The sequence below is a fragment of the Pantoea sp. S-LA4 genome (assembly GCF_054482835.1).
In genome coordinates, this window is the sequence record NZ_JBTLRC010000002.1 from 3,770,579 (window position 1) to 3,786,863 (window position 16,285).

A 16,285-nucleotide genomic window follows, 5' to 3' on the forward strand; every position below is an offset into this window, starting at 1 on the left:
GGCGTTGAGGGGTCAGGCCGCGGGTTACTTCTGGCTGACCAGGAATTTCACGACGTTGGCGTAATCGGCAACGAAATTATCCATAGAGCTGGTATCCAGACCGCCGTTATTGATCATGTATTTACCATTAACGAAAATCGCTGGCACGCCACGCAGATCGACATCAGCCGCCGCTTTCTGCTGCTGAGCGACCAGTGCTTTCACGGCAAAGCTGTTCCAGGCTGCATCGTAATCCGCTGCTGAGATGCCAGCCGCGGTGATAAAGGTCTGTTTCAGACTGGCAGGATCGGTAATGGTCTGGGTTTTCTGAATCCCGTCAAAGAGTGGTGCGGTGACTTTATCTTCCACACCTAACGCCATGGCAACTGCCCATGCCTGAGTGACGACCGGACCTAAGTCACCACCAAGGAAATCAACGTGGTATTTCACCATCTTAGTCTCAGCAGGCAGGTTCTTTTTCACCGCATCATTGACGTGATAAATACGTTCGAACTGATAGCAGTGCGGGCAGAAGAAGGAGAAAAACTCCAACACCTGAGGTTCGCCTGCAACCGGCTTCTGCAGGCTGACAAATTGTTTCCCCTCGGTGAATTGTGCAGCAGACGCGCTGAACGCCAGCACTAAACCGATCAGTGCAAACCAAATCTTTTTCATCGTGAAAAACTCTCCTGACTACTTCATTAAAATTGCGGGGTCAGCTGCAAAGGAGGTTCCTGCAACAGCTTCTCCTGCTCGGTAAAAAGCGAAATCTGCCGGCGCCAGAAATCTTCATCTGTCATCCAGGGGAAGGCGCGCGGAAAAGCGGGATCCTGCCAGCGCCGGACCACCCAGGCCAGATAATAAACCATGCGCATCGCGCGTAAAGGTTCAATCAGTGACAATTCATTAATATCAAAATCACTAAATTCACCGTACGCCTCCAGCAGGATATCCCACTGAATGCGCTGCTCCTGCCGATCACCGCTGATCAGCATCCAGAGATCCTGCACTGCCGGGCCATTGCGGGCATCATCCAGATCAACAAACAGAGGTCCGTCGCGCCACAGAATATTACCCGGATGACAATCTCCGTGTAATCGTAGCGGCTGCCACGCAGTATGCCAGCGCTGCTGTAAAGTGTTACCCAGCTTATCGACAGCCTGAAGCAGTGCTCCTTTCAATGATGCAGGGACTAACAGACACTGCTCCAGCACCTCACGCGGCTGATGGAGGTATTCATCCAGCCCGATAGTGGGACGCTGGCTGAACAGCGCTTTACGGCCGGTCTGATGGATCCGCCCGAGAAAGCGTCCAACCCACTCCATCTGATCTTCGTTATCCGTTTCATACTGGCGCCCGCCGAGGCTGGGAAACACCGCAAAATAGAAGCCGGCATGGCTCTGCAATGTGTTGCCCTGTAAAACCAGCGGTGCGGCGATAGGCACTTCGTCAGCCAGCAGATCAAGCGCGTACTGATGCTCTTCAACAATCTGTTCTGCATGCCAGCGTTGCGGACGGTAAAATTTAGCGACGTAACGGCGTTTGTCATCATCACTGAATTGATAGACCCGGTTCTCATAGCTATTCAGTGCGGTCAGGCCTGATTCGACGCGTATTCCTGTTTCCCAAAGCGCATCCAGCAGCACATCGGGATTCAGGGTCTGAAAGTTAAACGCAGCGTCGCTCATCATGTTACCTGTAGTTACCCGTGTATTTAGCGGATAAGGATAACACTACTCGTCATCTTTAATGACACCCCGTGCGCGCAGCAACGCCGTTTTGAAATCGATCTCGTGATCTTTTTTCAGGCCAGGTATTTCGTCGTGGCTGGCCGCATCACGCATTTTGAGATGGTAAATCAATACATCGTCGGTTAATTCACTTAATGGGCCACGGAAACCCGCTTCCTCTGCCAGTTTCTGTAAAAATGCAATGAGGTTAAGATCGGGTTCTTTTTGCCAGGCGGGTTGCAGCAATTCAATCAACTCATTCAGACGATGGCATTTCATATCACTTACTCCTGTTTTTCAGTACGTCATTAGCGAGGACAATGCCATGACAAAGTTAACCGGCGTCATTCTGGCCGGAGGTCAGGGCCGCCGTATGGGTGGTCAGGACAAAGGATTAGTGCCACTGAATGGCAAGCCGTTGTATCAGCATGTCCTCGAACGGCTACGGCCACAAGTCGACATTGTCATAATTAACGCGAATCGTAATATTGATCGTTATCAGTTAAGCGGATGTCGGGTTGTGCAGGATGAACATGACGATTTTCCTGGTCCGCTGGCGGGGATCTACAGTGCGTTACGCGCGATTGAAGGAGAGTGGGCGGTGTTCAGTTCCTGTGACACGCCCGCTATCCCGCTTAACTTTGTTGAGCAGCTGGTGCAACAACGGGACGATGCATCCGCCGTATGGGTACGCTCACAGGAGCGCGATCATCCGACGCTGGCGCTGATCCACCGCGACGTTGCTGCACCACTCTATCAATACCTGCAGGCGGGTGAGCGGCGTCTGATGCAGTTTCTGCGCGATCAGGGCGGGCATGGGGTGCTGTTAGCGGATGACGAATCCGCCTTTCACAACATTAATACTCCGGATGATCTGGATGAGAGATTTTAATATGTCGCTACCGTTACTTGGTGTGGTCGGCTGGAGCGGTACCGGAAAAACCACGCTTCTACAGAAAGTTATACCGATTCTCAGCAGTCATGGGATTCGCAGTGGATTGATCAAACATACGCATCATCAGATGGATGTAGATACGCCTGGCAAGGACAGTTATCTGCTCAGAAAAGCGGGAGCCAATCAGGTCATCGTGGCCAGTTCTCAGCGTTGGGCACTGATGTGTGAAACACTCGATGAAGAGCCCATCGACCTTTCCTATCTGGTGAGCAGAATGGATCACTCATTACTGGATCTGGTATTGGTGGAAGGATTCAAAAACGAGGCAGTACCAAAAATTGTGTTGTGGCGCGCCGGTATCAAAGGGGGCGTAGAGGATCTGCTGGATGAGCAGGTCATTGCGGTCGCCAGCGATCGGGCGCTTAGATTATCGGTGCCGGTGCTGGATTTAAACCAGCCAGTGGCGATTGCAACGTTCATTGCAGACTGGCTGAAAGCCCGCTGATGCCATGTTTTGACAGGATTTCAGCGATCTTCAGACGTAAAAAAGCCCCGCACTACTGTGCGGGGCTTCTTCACTGATATAATGCCTGGCAGTTCCCTACTCTCGCATGGGGAGACCCCACACTACCATCGGCGCTACGGCGTTTCACTTCTGAGTTCGGCATGGGGTCAGGTGGGACCACCGCGCTACAGCCGCCAGGCAAATTCTTTGTGCATGAAACGAACCTTTTCCGCCCTGACCGCGCTGCCATCGCTCAGCCGCACCGGTCACATACTTCCGTATGCTCCCGCTGACGTCATCGCTCTGCGCCCTGTCACGCCGCAAAATCTTTCGTTTCCGCAAATAATTATCCGGAAAACAAGCTGAAAATCTGTCTCTTAAAAACGCCTCTGGCGTTGTAAGGTTAAGCCTCACGGGTCATTAGTACCGGTTAGCTCAACGCATCGCTGCGCTTACACACCCGGCCTATCAACGTCGTCGTCTTCAACGTCCCTTCAGGACTCTCAAGGAGTCAGGGAGAACTCATCTCGGGGCAAGTTTCGTGCTTAGATGCTTTCAGCACTTATCTTTTCCGCACTTAGCTACCGGGCAATGCCATTGGCATGACAACCCGAACACCAGTGGTGCGTTCACTCCGGTCCTCTCGTACTAGGAGCAACCCCCCTCAATTCTCCAGCGCCCACGGCAGATAGGGACCGAACTGTCTCACGACGTTCTAAACCCAGCTCGCGTACCACTTTAAACGGCGAACAGCCGTACCCTTGGGACCTACTTCAGCCCCAGGATGTGATGAGCCGACATCGAGGTGCCAAACACCGCCGTCGATATGAACTCTTGGGCGGTATCAGCCTGTTATCCCCGGAGTACCTTTTATCCGTTGAGCGATGGCCCTTCCATTCAGAACCACCGGATCACTATGACCTGCTTTCGCACCTGCTCGAGCCGTCACTCTCGCAGTCAAGCCAGCTTATGCCATTGCACTAACCTCACGATGTCCGACCGTGATTAGCTGACCTTCGTGCTCCTCCGTTACGCTTTAGGAGGAGACCGCCCCAGTCAAACTACCCACCAGACACTGTCCGCACCCCGGATCACGGGGCCACGTTAGAACATCAAACATTAAAGGGTGGTATTTCAAGGTTGGCTCCACGCAGACTGGCGTCTGCGCTTCAAAGCCTCCCACCTATCCTACACATCAAGGCTCAATGTTCAGTGTCAAGCTGTAGTAAAGGTTCACGGGGTCTTTCCGTCTTGCCGCGGGTACACTGCATCTTCACAGCGAGTTCAATTTCACTGAGTCTCGGGTGGAGACAGCCTGGCCATCATTACGCCATTCGTGCAGGTCGGAACTTACCCGACAAGGAATTTCGCTACCTTAGGACCGTTATAGTTACGGCCGCCGTTTACCGGGGCTTCGATCAAGAGCTTCTCCTTGCGGATAACCCCATCAATTAACCTTCCGGCACCGGGCAGGCGTCACACCGTATACGTCCACTTTCGTGTTTGCACAGTGCTGTGTTTTTAATAAACAGTTGCAGCCAGCTGGTATCTTCGACTGGCTTCGGCTCGGGGAGCAAGTCCCTCCACCTACGCGCCAGCGTGCCTTCTCCCGAAGTTACGGCACCATTTTGCCTAGTTCCTTCACCCGAGTTCTCTCAAGCGCCTTGGTATTCTCTACCTGACCACCTGTGTCGGTTTGGGGTACGATTTTGTGTTACCTGATGCTTAGAGGCTTTTCCTGGAAGCAGGGCATTTATCACTTCAGCACCGTAGTGCCTCGTCGTCACGCCTCAGTGTAAAGTGAACCGGATTTGCCTGGAACACACACCTACACGCTTAAACCGGGACAACCGTCGCCCGGCTGATATAGCCTTCTCCGTCCCCCCTTCGCAGTAACACCAAGTACAGGAATATTAACCTGTTTCCCATCGACTACGCCTTTCGGCCTCGCCTTAGGGGTCGACTCACCCTGCTCCGATTAACGTTGAACAGGAACCCTTGGTCTTCCGGCGAGCGGGCTTTTCACCCGCTTTATCGTTACTTATGTCAGCATTCGCACTTCTGATACCTCCAGCATGCCTCACAGCACACCTTCGACGGCTTACAGAACGCTCCCCTACCCAACAACGCCTAAGCGTCGCTGCCGCAGCTTCGGTGCATGGTTTAGCCCCGTTACATCTTCCGCGCAGGCCGACTCGACCAGTGAGCTATTACGCTTTCTTTAAATGATGGCTGCTTCTAAGCCAACATCCTGGCTGTCTGTGCCTTCCCACATCGTTTCCCACTTAACCATGACTTTGGGACCTTAGCTGGCGGTCTGGGTTGTTTCCCTCTTCACGACGGACGTTAGCACCCGCCGTGTGTCTCCCGTGATAACATTCTTCGGTATTCGCAGTTTGCATCGGGTTGGTAAGCCGGGATGGCCCCCTAGCCGAAACAGTGCTCTACCCCCGAAGATGAGTTCACGAGGCGCTACCTAAATAGCTTTCGGGGAGAACCAGCTATCTCCCGGTTTGATTGGCCTTTCACCCCCAGCCACAGGTCATCCGCTAATTTTTCAACATTAGTCGGTTCGGTCCTCCAGTTAGTGTTACCCAACCTTCAACCTGCCCATGGCTAGATCACCGGGTTTCGGGTCTATACCCTGCAACTTAACGCCCAGTTAAGACTCGGTTTCCCTGCGGCTCCCCTATACGGTTAACCTTGCTACAGAATATAAGTCGCTGACCCATTATACAAAAGGTACGCAGTCACCCCCATAAAGAAGGCTCCCACTGCTTGTACGTACACGGTTTCAGGTTCTGTTTCACTCCCCTCGCCGGGGTTCTTTTCGCCTTTCCCTCACGGTACTGGTTCACTATCGGTCAGTCAGGAGTATTTAGCCTTGGAGGATGGTCCCCCCATATTCAGACAGGATACCACGTGTCCCGCCTTACTCATCGAGCTCACAGCATGTGTGTTTTTGTGTACGGGAGTATCACCCTGTACCCTGCGACTTTCCAGACGCTTCCACTAACACACAAGCTGATTCAGGCTCTGGGCTGCTCCCCGTTCGCTCGCCGCTACTGGGGGAATCTCGGTTGATTTCTTTTCCTCGGGGTACTTAGATGTTTCAGTTCCCCCGGTTCGCCTTGCAGCACTATGTATTCATGCTGCAATGATGCACTGAGTGCACCGGGTTTCCCCATTCGGACATCGACGGCTGTAGCGGTTCATATCACCTTACCGTCGCTTTACGCAGATTAGCACGTCCTTCATCGCCTCTGACTGCCAGGGCATCCACCGTGTACGCTTAGTCGCTTAACCTCACAACCCACAGGCGTTTTTCAACGCTGCAGACTGCAAGCATTTGAGAGACTCGAACATATCGTGTTTTTCATTCTTATTACGGAGAATGAAAACGACATGTCGTTTCAATTTTCAGCTTGTTCCGGATTGTTAAAGAGCATAATACTTCGCAGCACACCGTTGCCGGTACGCTCTGAAGTATTTTTTTCAGAAAAAACAGTAAGACGGTATGGTGGAGCTAAGCGGGATCGAACCGCTGACCTCCTGCGTGCAAGGCAGGCGCTCTCCCAGCTGAGCTATAGCCCCATACAGTTACTGCAGAGACCACTACTACCACTCAACCGAGTACATTCCGTAAGAAATGCAATTCGTGCTCAGGCAAGGCATGTTTCCGCGAAGCATAGTGAACTATGCGAGCCGGAGACATAACGCAGCGTGAGTGCGAATTTGGTAGGCCTGAGTGGACTTGAACCACCGACCTCACCCTTATCAGGGGTGCGCTCTAACCACCTGAGCTACAAGCCTGTAGAGGTTTTTTCTGCTCGTTACTTTTCTATCAGACAATCTGTGTGAGCACTTCGCGGGAAGGTATCTTCAGGTAAGGAGGTGATCCAACCGCAGGTTCCCCTACGGTTACCTTGTTACGACTTCACCCCAGTCATGAATCACAAAGTGGTAAGCGCCCTCCCGAAGGTTAAGCTACCTACTTCTTTTGCAACCCACTCCCATGGTGTGACGGGCGGTGTGTACAAGGCCCGGGAACGTATTCACCGTGGCATTCTGATCCACGATTACTAGCGATTCCGACTTCACGGAGTCGAGTTGCAGACTCCGATCCGGACTACGACGCACTTTGTGAGGTCCGCTTGCTCTCGCGAGGTCGCTTCTCTTTGTATGCGCCATTGTAGCACGTGTGTAGCCCTACTCGTAAGGGCCATGATGACTTGACGTCATCCCCACCTTCCTCCGGTTTATCACCGGCAGTCTCCTTTGAGTTCCCGACCGAATCGCTGGCAACAAAGGATAAGGGTTGCGCTCGTTGCGGGACTTAACCCAACATTTCACAACACGAGCTGACGACAGCCATGCAGCACCTGTCTCAGCGTTCCCGAAGGCACCAATCCATCTCTGGAAAGTTCGCTGGATGTCAAGAGTAGGTAAGGTTCTTCGCGTTGCATCGAATTAAACCACATGCTCCACCGCTTGTGCGGGCCCCCGTCAATTCATTTGAGTTTTAACCTTGCGGCCGTACTCCCCAGGCGGTCGACTTAACGCGTTAGCTCCGGAAGCCACTCCTCAAGGGAACAACCTCCAAGTCGACATCGTTTACGGCGTGGACTACCAGGGTATCTAATCCTGTTTGCTCCCCACGCTTTCGCACCTGAGCGTCAGTCTTTGTCCAGGGGGCCGCCTTCGCCACCGGTATTCCTCCAGATCTCTACGCATTTCACCGCTACACCTGGAATTCTACCCCCCTCTACAAGACTCAAGCCTGCCAGTTTCAAATGCAGTTCCCAGGTTAAGCCCGGGGATTTCACATCTGACTTAACAGACCGCCTGCGTGCGCTTTACGCCCAGTAATTCCGATTAACGCTTGCACCCTCCGTATTACCGCGGCTGCTGGCACGGAGTTAGCCGGTGCTTCTTCTGCGGGTAACGTCAATCGACGCGGTTATTAACCACATCGCCTTCCTCCCCGCTGAAAGTACTTTACAACCCGAAGGCCTTCTTCATACACGCGGCATGGCTGCATCAGGCTTGCGCCCATTGTGCAATATTCCCCACTGCTGCCTCCCGTAGGAGTCTGGACCGTGTCTCAGTTCCAGTGTGGCTGGTCATCCTCTCAGACCAGCTAGGGATCGTCGCCTAGGTGGGCCATTACCCCGCCTACTAGCTAATCCCATCTGGGTTCATCCGATAGTGAGAGGCCCGAAGGTCCCCCTCTTTGGTCTTGCGACGTTATGCGGTATTAGCCACCGTTTCCAGTGGTTATCCCCCTCTATCGGGCAGATCCCCAGACATTACTCACCCGTCCGCCACTCGTCACCCAAGGAGCAAGCTCCTCTGTGCTACCGTCCGACTTGCATGTGTTAGGCCTGCCGCCAGCGTTCAATCTGAGCCATGATCAAACTCTTCAATTTAAGTTTGATTTGCTTAAACAAGTTAAGCGGTGCTCATCTGTAAAACGTCATAATGAATTTCATTATGTGTTCACTCGTGAGACTTGATATTTTTTACGTCCGGAGACGCTGATATCAATCCTGCGAGTGCCCACACAGATTGTCTGATAAATTGTTAAAGAGCAGTGCGAACAGTGCGTTAGCTTCCTGTCGCGAGGTGGCGTATATTACGCTTTCCTCCTTCAGAGTCAACTTCTTTTTCAGAAGTTTTCTCCGGCGGCGCAGTCTCCTGTGCCTCTCAACCCGGCGGCCAGTAAGCCGTTGTTCCGTGTCAGTGGAGGCGCATTATAGGGAGTTCTCAGAAGCTGACAAGTGTTTCTTTAAATAAATTTACCGAGCGCGTTTTTTTTAAACGAACGGGTTAAAAACAGCCATTTCATGGCCGAATAACGCACAGAAATCCCCTTGAGACGTTAAAAAGAGGCCTGCCGCGCTGCGCTGACGGTGCTATTCTTTTTCATTCTTCTCGCTGGATAACCCTAAGAAGGACGCTCAATGATAAAATCCGCGCGCAGCATGGCCGGTTTGCCATGGATTGCTGCCATGGCATTTTTCATGCAGGCACTGGATGCCACCATTCTTAACACCGCCCTGCCCGCTATCGCCACCAGCCTTGACCGTTCTCCTCTGGCCATGCAATCCGCTGTTATCAGTTATACCCTGACCGTCGCAATGCTGATCCCGGTCAGCGGCTGGCTCGCCGATCGCTATGGCACCCGCAAAGTGTTTATCGCTGCGGTATCGCTCTTCACGCTCGGTTCGCTGGCGTGCGCGCTGTCACCTACGCTCTCTGTACTGGTCACTTCGCGCGTCATACAGGGCGTCGGCGGTGCCATGATGATGCCGGTCGCGCGCCTGGCACTGTTACGCGCTTATCCGCGCAGTGAACTGCTGCCGGTGCTCAACTTTGTCACCATGCCGGGATTAGTCGGACCGATACTGGGACCGCTGCTTGGCGGGGTGATGGTGACCTACGCCACCTGGCACTGGATCTTCCTGATTAATATTCCCATCGGCATTCTCGGCATTTTCTATGCGCGAAAATATATGCCGGACTTCACCACACCGAAGCGCCGCTTCGATTTCTTAGGCTTTCTGCTGTTCGGCCTGGGCCTGGTGATGATCTCAATCGGGATTGAACTGTTCGGTGAGCGTATTGTTTCAGCCTGGCTGGCGGGTGCGGTGTTGCTCGGCGGAATCGTTCTGCTGCTTCTTTATATTGCACACGCGCGTCGTCACCCTTCTCCGCTGATTAATCTGCCGATGTTTAAAACGCGCACTTTTTCGGTAGGCATCATCGGTAACATCGCGTCGCGTCTCGGCACCGGCTGCGTGCCCTTCCTGATGCCGTTGATGTTGCAGGTGGGCTTTGGCTATTCGGCGATTATCGCCGGTTGCATGATGGCACCGACGGCGGTGGGATCGATACTGGCGAAGTCGACGGTAACCCAGCTGTTGCGCTGGTTAGGCTATCGCCGCCTGCTGGTAGGCATCACGGTAATCATCGGCATTCTGATCGCCAGCTTCTCTCTGCAGTCACCTGCTGAGAGCATGATCATCTTACTGCTTCCGCTGTTTATTCTGGGCATGGCGATGTCAACCCAGTTCACCGCCATGAATACCATTACGCTGGCTGATTTGAATGATGATAACGCCAGCGGCGGTAACAGCGTGCTGGCCGTGACCCAGCAGTTAGCGATCAGTTTTGGCGTCGCGGTCAGTGCCGCCGTCCTGCGCTTTTATCAGGAGTTTGAAACCGGCACCGTTGCGCAGTTCCACGCGACCTTCCTGACCATGGGCGTGGTGACGGTACTGTCAGCCCTGACCTTTATGCTGTTAAAAAACGGCGATGGCCGCAATCTGATTACTAATCGCGATAAGAAGAAAAAGAAGAAGGCGGCTTAAGTTGAGCCTCGCGCCACCAGTTCCGGCGTCAGCACCAGCGTTTGCTGGCTGGCGTCGGGATCGCTCAGGCGATGGATTAAGGTATCAATCGCCAGCTCGCCCAGTTCATCTTTCGGTTGATGGATGGTACTCAGCGGCGGCGACAGATAGCGTGCCAGCTCGATATCGTCATAGCCCATCACAGCAACGTCCTGCGGAATCTGTAAACCCGCCTGATACAGCGCATGATAAACCCCGACCGCCATCGCATCATTACTGGTGAATACCGCCTGCGGTGGCGTTTCCAGTGCCAGCAGCTCAATCATCCCGTTGTATCCGCCCTGAAACTCAAAATCGCCATGCACCACGTAACCCGGCAATACGTCAAGACCGCTTTTCTCCATCGCGTTGTGAAACCCTTCGAGGCGCATCCGCGCGGTGGTTTTGTCCTGCGGGCCGGCGATACAGGCGATGCGGGTATAGCCGCTGTCGATCAGATGCTGGGTTGCCAGCTCTCCGCCCAGCAGCGCATTGTCCTGAATGATGTCGCCACCGCCTTCAAACGGTGCCCAGTCCATCATCACGGTCGGTATAGAAGGATAACGGTTCAGAATATCCGCCGACGGCAGATGACTTTCAGTACACATCATTAACAGTCCATCGACGCGCTTTTGCATCAGCGTCTCCAGGCTGCGGTTCATCCGCTCCTCATCACCGGCGGTATTACACAGGATCAGACTGTAGCCGCGCTGGTAACAGCTATCCTCCACGCCCCGGACGACTTCGGCATAAAAGGGGTTGCTACTGGTGGTCAGCAGCATCCCGATGGTATGGGTCTGGTTGATCTTCAGGCTGCGCGCCAGCGCCGAGGGCGCATAGTTCAGACTCTGAATAGCCTGATCCACTTTTGCCCGCACGCTCTCGCTGACAAACCGGTTATTGTTGATAACGTGCGAGACAGTTGAGGTGGAGACGCCCGCCAGGCGGGCGACATCTTTCATGGTGGCCAAGCGCTTAACCCTGCTGCTGCAAAAAGTCGTCGATCTCGGCACGCCACGGCACGGAGGGCTGTGCGCCGGATCGGGTTACGGCAATAGCCGCAGCGGCATGGGCAAAGCGTACCGCCTCCTGCATCGCTTTCTGTTCCAGTCGCGCGGTAATAAAGGCGCCGTTAAACGTATCGCCCGCCGCGATGGTATCGATAGCGTTGACGCTAAAGCCCGGAATACGCTGACCCTGGCCCTGTTCACTCAGCCAGACGCCGCGCCGGCCCAGCGTAATCAGTACGGTACCAATGCCTTTGTCATGCAGCGCCGCCGCCGCCCGGGCCGCATCCTGATCGTTGTGAACGGCGATGCCGGTCAGGATCTCCGCTTCAGTTTCATTCGGGGTAATGATATCGATCAGCGCCAGCAACTCATCGGAAAGCCGGGTCGCCGGTGCCGGATTAAGAATCACCTGGGTCTGCTGCTCTCTGGCGAAACGCGCTGCCGCCAGCACGCTTTCCAGCGGTGACTCCAGTTGCATCAGCAGTGCGTCGGCATCGGCAATCACCTGTTGATGGCGCGCCACACAGTCTGGTGTCAGTGCGGCGTTTGCGCCGGAATAGATGCCGATGTTGTTCTCACCGTCACCGTTGACGAAAATCATCGCCACCCCGGTCGACTCGCCCGCCACCACTTCTACCGGCGAGGTATCTATATTGTCCTGTGCCAGCTGCTGGCGAATACGTTCGCCAATGTCATCAGCACCCACACAGGCGATAAATGCGATATCGGCACCAGCGCGACCGGCGGCCACGGCCTGATTGGCACCTTTACCACCAAACGCAATCTGATAGTTCTGCCCGATCACCGTTTCACCGGGACGAGGAAAGTGTGCCAGATTAAGGATGTGGTCAGCGTTAATGCTGCCAAGAACGGCCAGTTTTGCGTTTTTGCTCATTAGGGGAGTCCGGAATAAGTGCGCCACCGGGAGGGTGGCGCAGTGCCCTGCTTTTCTTTGTTTTATTGAGTGACCAGCTTCAGGTCGACCGGGTTGATCGCCTTCACTTTTTCACCCTTCAGCACTTTATCAGCGGTATCAACGCCAATCATGCCAATTTTGTCTGGCATCTGTGCCACGGTCGCAGACAGTTTGCCACCTTCTACCGCTTTCACGCCATCAGCGGTACCGTCAAACCCCACCACGATCACATCGGTTTTACCGGCAGTCTGCAGTGCACGCAGTGCACCCAGCGCCATTTCATCGTTCTGAGCAAACACCGCCTGCACATCCGGATGCGCCTGCAGCAGGTTCTGCATCACGTTCAGGCCTTTAGTACGGTCAAAGTCAGCCGGCTGGCTGGCGAGGATCTGGAACTTGTGCGCATCCGCAGCCTGTTTGAAGCCTTCGCCACGCTCACGCGCGGCCGAGGTTCCGGCAATGCCTTGCAGCTCAATAATTTTGGCGCTTTCGCCCACTTTCTTCGCGATGTAGTCACCGGCCATTTTACCGCCGAAACGGTTATCAGAAGCGACGTGGCTGACCACGGTACCCTGCGCTGCCATACGGTCCAGGGTGATAACCGGGATATTTGCCTGATTGGCCATCTTCACTGCGTTGCCGACCGCATCAGAATCGGTTGGGTTGATCAGCAGCAGTTTGGTGCCGCGTACCGTCAGATCCTGCACGTTTGCCAGCTCTTTCGCCGGGTTATTTTGCGAATCCAGCACCACCAGGTTGTAACCCAGTTTATCGGCTTCTTTTTGTGCACCCTCTTTCAGGGAAACAAAGAACGGGTTATTCAGGGTCGATACCACCAGCGCGATGGTCTCTTTTGCCATAGCGCTGGTACTGAGCGTAGCGCCAAGGATCATGGCCAGTGCGGTTAACTTTTTCATCATTTCATCCTGTGTATAGGTCAGAGTTATTTACTGCTTTTATTATCCACCAGCACCGCCAGCAGGATTACCACCGCTTTAACGATCATCTGGTAGTACGAAGAGACGCCCATCAGGTTCAGGCCGTTATTCAGGAAGCCGAGGATCAGTGCGCCAATCAGGGTGCCGACAATTCGTCCTTTACCGCCCGCCAGACTGGTACCACCCAGCACCACGGCGGCAATGGCATCCAGCTCGTAGCCGGTACCGGCCGTGGGCTGCGCCGAGGAGAGACGCGCTACCTCAATGGTGCCCGCCAGCGCGGCCAGCATACCGCTCAGCGAATAGACGATGACCTTGACGCGATTAACATTAATACCGGAGAGGCGGGTTGCGGCCTCATTGCCGCCCAGCGCGTAGATATAGCGGCCAAGACGGGTGTGATGCAGCATGTACCAGGCGGCGATAAACACCAGCGCCATCAGCCAGACCGGAGCAGGAATACCCAGCGGACGCCCGATACCAAACCAGCCCAGCAGATCGGCGTTGGCATTAAAGCCGGTGCTGATTGGACTGCCGTCGGTGTAGACCATGGTGACGCCACGCAGCAGCAACATCATCACCAGCGTGGCAATAAATGCCTGCACCTTACCGCGCGCCACAATGGTACCGGTCAGCGCACCAATCGCGGCCCCCAGCGCCAGCGAAGCCGCTACTGCCACCAGCGCATTCACTTCCATCCCGACCAGCGAGGCCCCGACAGCACCGGTCAGCGCCAGCAGTGAACCCACCGAGAGATCGATGCCGGAGGTCAGAATCACCAGCGTCATGCCGACCGCCATAATGGCGTTCACCGAGGTCTGCTGCAGAATGTTGAACAGGTTGGCCACGGTAAAGAAGTTCGGGCTCTGACTCGCCACCACGGCGATTAACACCACCAGCGCAATCAGCGACTTTTGTTCCAGTAACCAGCTTTTGCTAAACCAGCGACGGCTGGCAGGTAAAGTTTGGGTCGTCATACCACTAAATCCTCGCTGTGTTGCTTGCCTACGGCGGCGGCCATCAGGCTCTCCTGCGTGGCTTCTTCACGGGTAAATTCGCCGCTTAAACGGCCTTCATGCATCACAAGGATGCGATCGCTCATGCCTAACACTTCCGGCATCTCAGAAGAGACCAGGATGATGCTCAGCCCTTCGGCTTTGAACTGGTTAATCAGCTGATAAATCTCTTTTTTGGCACCGACATCAACGCCACGGGTTGGCTCATCAAGAATCAGCACGTTGGGACGGGTCATCAGGCCGCGGGCAATCGCCACTTTCTGCTGATTGCCGCCGGAAAGCAGGCCGATCGGCTGCGACATAGAGGGCGTTTTGACGTTGAACAGCCGGATAAAGTCGCCTACCGCCAGCTGCTCAGCCGCGTGCTTCAGCGTGCCGCCGCCGTGACTGAAATAGCGCAGCGCGGTCAGCGACATGTTCTCTTTCACCGACATACCCAGAACCAGGCCGTCACGCTTACGATCTTCAGAGATATAGACGATGCCGTTCGCCAGCCCGTCCTGTGGCGAACGCGTCACCACTTCGCGACCGCTGAGCCACAGGCTGCCCTGATGACGCGGCAACGCGCCATAGAGCACTTTCATCAGTTCAGTGCGGCCCGCGCCCATCAGTCCGGAGATGCCCAGAATCTCTCCTTTGCGCAGGCTGAAACTGACGTTATGCACGCCGGGACCGCTGACGTTGTCGACTTTCAGCCGCACTTCGCCCGGAGTCTGATCGAGATGCGGATATTGATCTTCCAGTTTGCGGCCGACCATCATTTCGATCAGGCTCTCTTCGGTCAGTTCGCTGACCGGACGCTCCGCAATAAACTGGCCGTCACGAAACACCGTGACGTCATCGCAGATCTCAAAGATCTCTTTCATGCGATGCGAGATGTAGACGATGCCGCAGCCCTGCGCCTTCAGTTCATTGATTACCCGAAACAGCGACAGCGTTTCGGTATCCGTCAGCGCATCGGTCGGTTCATCCATGATGATCACCTGCGACTCAAAGCTCAGAACTTTGGCAATTTCGACCATTTGCTGATCGCCAATCGACAGATCGCCCACCAGCTTGTGGCTGTTGAAGCGCAGATTTAACCGCTTCAGCAAGGCATCCGCTTCGGCATACATGCGCGTCCACTGGATGCGGCCAAAACGGTTAACAAATTCACGACCGAGGAAAATATTCTCCGCCACGGTTAACTGGGGGATCAGATTCAGTTCCTGATGGATAATGCCGATGCCCGCTTCCTGTGAGGCTTTAGGGCCATTGAACCGGGTCTCTTTGCCGAGCCAGTGCAGCGAACCGGCATCAAACTGATAGATCCCGGTAAGCACTTTCATCATGGTGGATTTACCGGCACCGTTTTCACCGACCAGCGCCATCACGCGTCCTGCCCGGACATTCAGTGAGGCACCCTTGAGGGCTTTCACCCCAGGGAACGATTTTTCAATGCCGTTAAGCTGCAGTAAAGGTTGCATAGCGGCCTCAGAAGGTGACGCCGGCGCTCAGGATGACATTCGCAAACGGAGAACACTCTCCGCTGCGAATGACCGCCTGACTGCGCTGCGTCTGTTGTTTGAATTGTTCATGGCTGGTGTAGCTGATGGTGATGCAATTCCCCTGGTGCTGTTGCAAGGCTTCGAGCACGGCGAGCAGTGCGCTATGGAGCGGCGGATTGTGCTGCTTAATCTCCTCCGCGATCAGGGCGCTTTCTACCTGCATCTCAAGCGTGACGGCATTGACCACCTGCATAAAATCGGGCGTACCCGGCGTCAGTGCTAAGTCAATGCGTTGCGGTCCTGCCGGAATCGGCAAACCGGCATCAGCAATCGTCAGCGTATCCGTGTGTCCCAGGCGGGCAATCACATGAGAGAGTTCAGCGTTTAACAAGCGACCTTTTTTCATCTTTTCACTCCA

The 16,285-nt window shown here is 54.5% G+C and carries 12 protein-coding genes, 2 tRNA genes and 3 rRNA genes; 3 read left to right on the forward strand and 14 right to left on the reverse strand.

All coding sequences use genetic code 11. From position 1 onward, the window contains the following. Window positions 1–24: 24 nt before the first annotated feature. Genes dsbA through ACX3P5_RS18610 form a run of 3 tightly spaced genes read right to left on the reverse strand, consistent with a single transcriptional unit; the run spans window position 25 to window position 1,988 of the window. Complete coding sequence (gene dsbA, locus ACX3P5_RS18600) at window positions 25–654, reverse strand: thiol:disulfide interchange protein DsbA (protein ID WP_233985811.1); 630 nt, start codon at window positions 652–654, stop codon at window positions 25–27. 26 nt (window positions 655–680) lie between these two features. After that, entirely contained in the window at window positions 681–1,667 is a 987-nt protein-coding gene (locus ACX3P5_RS18605) for a serine/threonine protein kinase (protein WP_233988109.1), read from the reverse strand. Between the two features lie 45 nt (window positions 1,668–1,712). Further along, window positions 1,713–1,988: a YihD family protein gene (locus tag ACX3P5_RS18610; protein ID WP_233985810.1), complete on the reverse strand. Its 276-nt coding sequence runs from the start codon at window positions 1,986–1,988 to the stop codon at window positions 1,713–1,715. Window positions 1,989–2,034: 46 nt separating this feature from the next. Here ACX3P5_RS18610 and mobA point away from each other — a divergent pair, with 46 nt between their 5' ends. After that, window positions 2,035–2,601 carry a molybdenum cofactor guanylyltransferase MobA gene (mobA, locus tag ACX3P5_RS18615; protein ID WP_233985809.1) on the forward strand — a complete coding sequence of 189 codons (567 nt, stop codon included), beginning with the start codon at window positions 2,035–2,037 and terminating at the stop codon, window positions 2,599–2,601. Between the two features lies 1 nt (window position 2,602). Further along, complete coding sequence (mobB, locus tag ACX3P5_RS18620; RefSeq protein WP_458969200.1) at window positions 2,603–3,109, forward strand: molybdopterin-guanine dinucleotide biosynthesis protein MobB; 507 nt, start codon at window positions 2,603–2,605, stop codon at window positions 3,107–3,109. An 83-nt stretch (window positions 3,110–3,192) separates the two neighbouring features. On the opposite strand, the gene rrf is transcribed toward mobB, so the two are convergent. The 5 genes from rrf to ACX3P5_RS18645 form a co-directional block, all read right to left on the reverse strand. Next, window positions 3,193–3,308: ribosomal RNA gene (gene rrf, locus ACX3P5_RS18625) — 5S ribosomal RNA — on the reverse strand. Between the two features lie 200 nt (window positions 3,309–3,508). After that, window positions 3,509–6,415, reverse strand: a 23S ribosomal RNA gene (locus ACX3P5_RS18630). A gap of 212 nt (window positions 6,416–6,627) precedes the next feature. After that, a tRNA-Ala gene (locus ACX3P5_RS18635) sits at window positions 6,628–6,703 on the reverse strand. A 142-nt stretch (window positions 6,704–6,845) separates the two neighbouring features. After that, window positions 6,846–6,922: transfer RNA gene (locus tag ACX3P5_RS18640), tRNA-Ile, on the reverse strand. A gap of 74 nt (window positions 6,923–6,996) precedes the next feature. Further along, window positions 6,997–8,538: ribosomal RNA gene (locus tag ACX3P5_RS18645) — 16S ribosomal RNA — on the reverse strand. The 16S, 23S and 5S rRNA genes sit together here with 2 tRNA genes alongside, the layout of an rRNA operon. 534 nt (window positions 8,539–9,072) lie before the next feature. On the opposite strand from ACX3P5_RS18645, the gene mdtD reads away from it, so the two are divergent. After that, the gene (mdtD, locus tag ACX3P5_RS18650; RefSeq protein ID WP_233985808.1) at window positions 9,073–10,482 is read left to right on the forward strand and encodes a multidrug transporter subunit MdtD; all 1,410 of its coding nucleotides are present in this window, start codon (window positions 9,073–9,075) and stop codon (window positions 10,480–10,482) included. Here the strand turns inward: mdtD and rbsR are convergent. From rbsR to rbsD, 6 genes are all read right to left on the reverse strand, one after another. Next, window positions 10,479–11,462: a ribose operon transcriptional repressor RbsR gene (gene rbsR / locus ACX3P5_RS18655; protein WP_233988243.1), complete on the reverse strand. Its 984-nt coding sequence runs from the start codon at window positions 11,460–11,462 to the stop codon at window positions 10,479–10,481. The genes mdtD and rbsR overlap by 4 nt on opposite strands. A gap of 13 nt (window positions 11,463–11,475) precedes the next feature. Continuing rightward, window positions 11,476–12,405, reverse strand: a complete 930-nt coding sequence (rbsK, locus tag ACX3P5_RS18660; RefSeq protein WP_233985807.1) for a ribokinase — start codon at window positions 12,403–12,405, stop codon at window positions 11,476–11,478. A 62-nt stretch (window positions 12,406–12,467) separates the two neighbouring features. Continuing rightward, window positions 12,468–13,343, reverse strand: a complete 876-nt coding sequence (rbsB, locus tag ACX3P5_RS18665) for a ribose ABC transporter substrate-binding protein RbsB (RefSeq protein WP_233988242.1) — start codon at window positions 13,341–13,343, stop codon at window positions 12,468–12,470. A 26-nt stretch (window positions 13,344–13,369) separates the two neighbouring features. Next, window positions 13,370–14,341 (reverse strand): ribose ABC transporter permease, encoded by a 972-nt coding sequence (rbsC, locus tag ACX3P5_RS18670; RefSeq protein ID WP_233985806.1) that lies wholly within the window; start codon window positions 14,339–14,341, stop codon window positions 13,370–13,372. Next, complete coding sequence (gene rbsA / locus ACX3P5_RS18675; RefSeq protein WP_094121266.1) at window positions 14,338–15,846, reverse strand: ribose ABC transporter ATP-binding protein RbsA; 1,509 nt, start codon at window positions 15,844–15,846, stop codon at window positions 14,338–14,340. Before rbsA ends, rbsC begins: the two co-directional genes overlap by 4 nt. A 7-nt stretch (window positions 15,847–15,853) precedes the next feature. Next, a complete protein-coding gene (rbsD, locus tag ACX3P5_RS18680) occupies window positions 15,854–16,273 on the reverse strand; it encodes a D-ribose pyranase (RefSeq protein WP_233985804.1) in 420 nt (139 codons plus the stop codon). Window positions 16,274–16,285 lie beyond the last annotated feature (12 nt).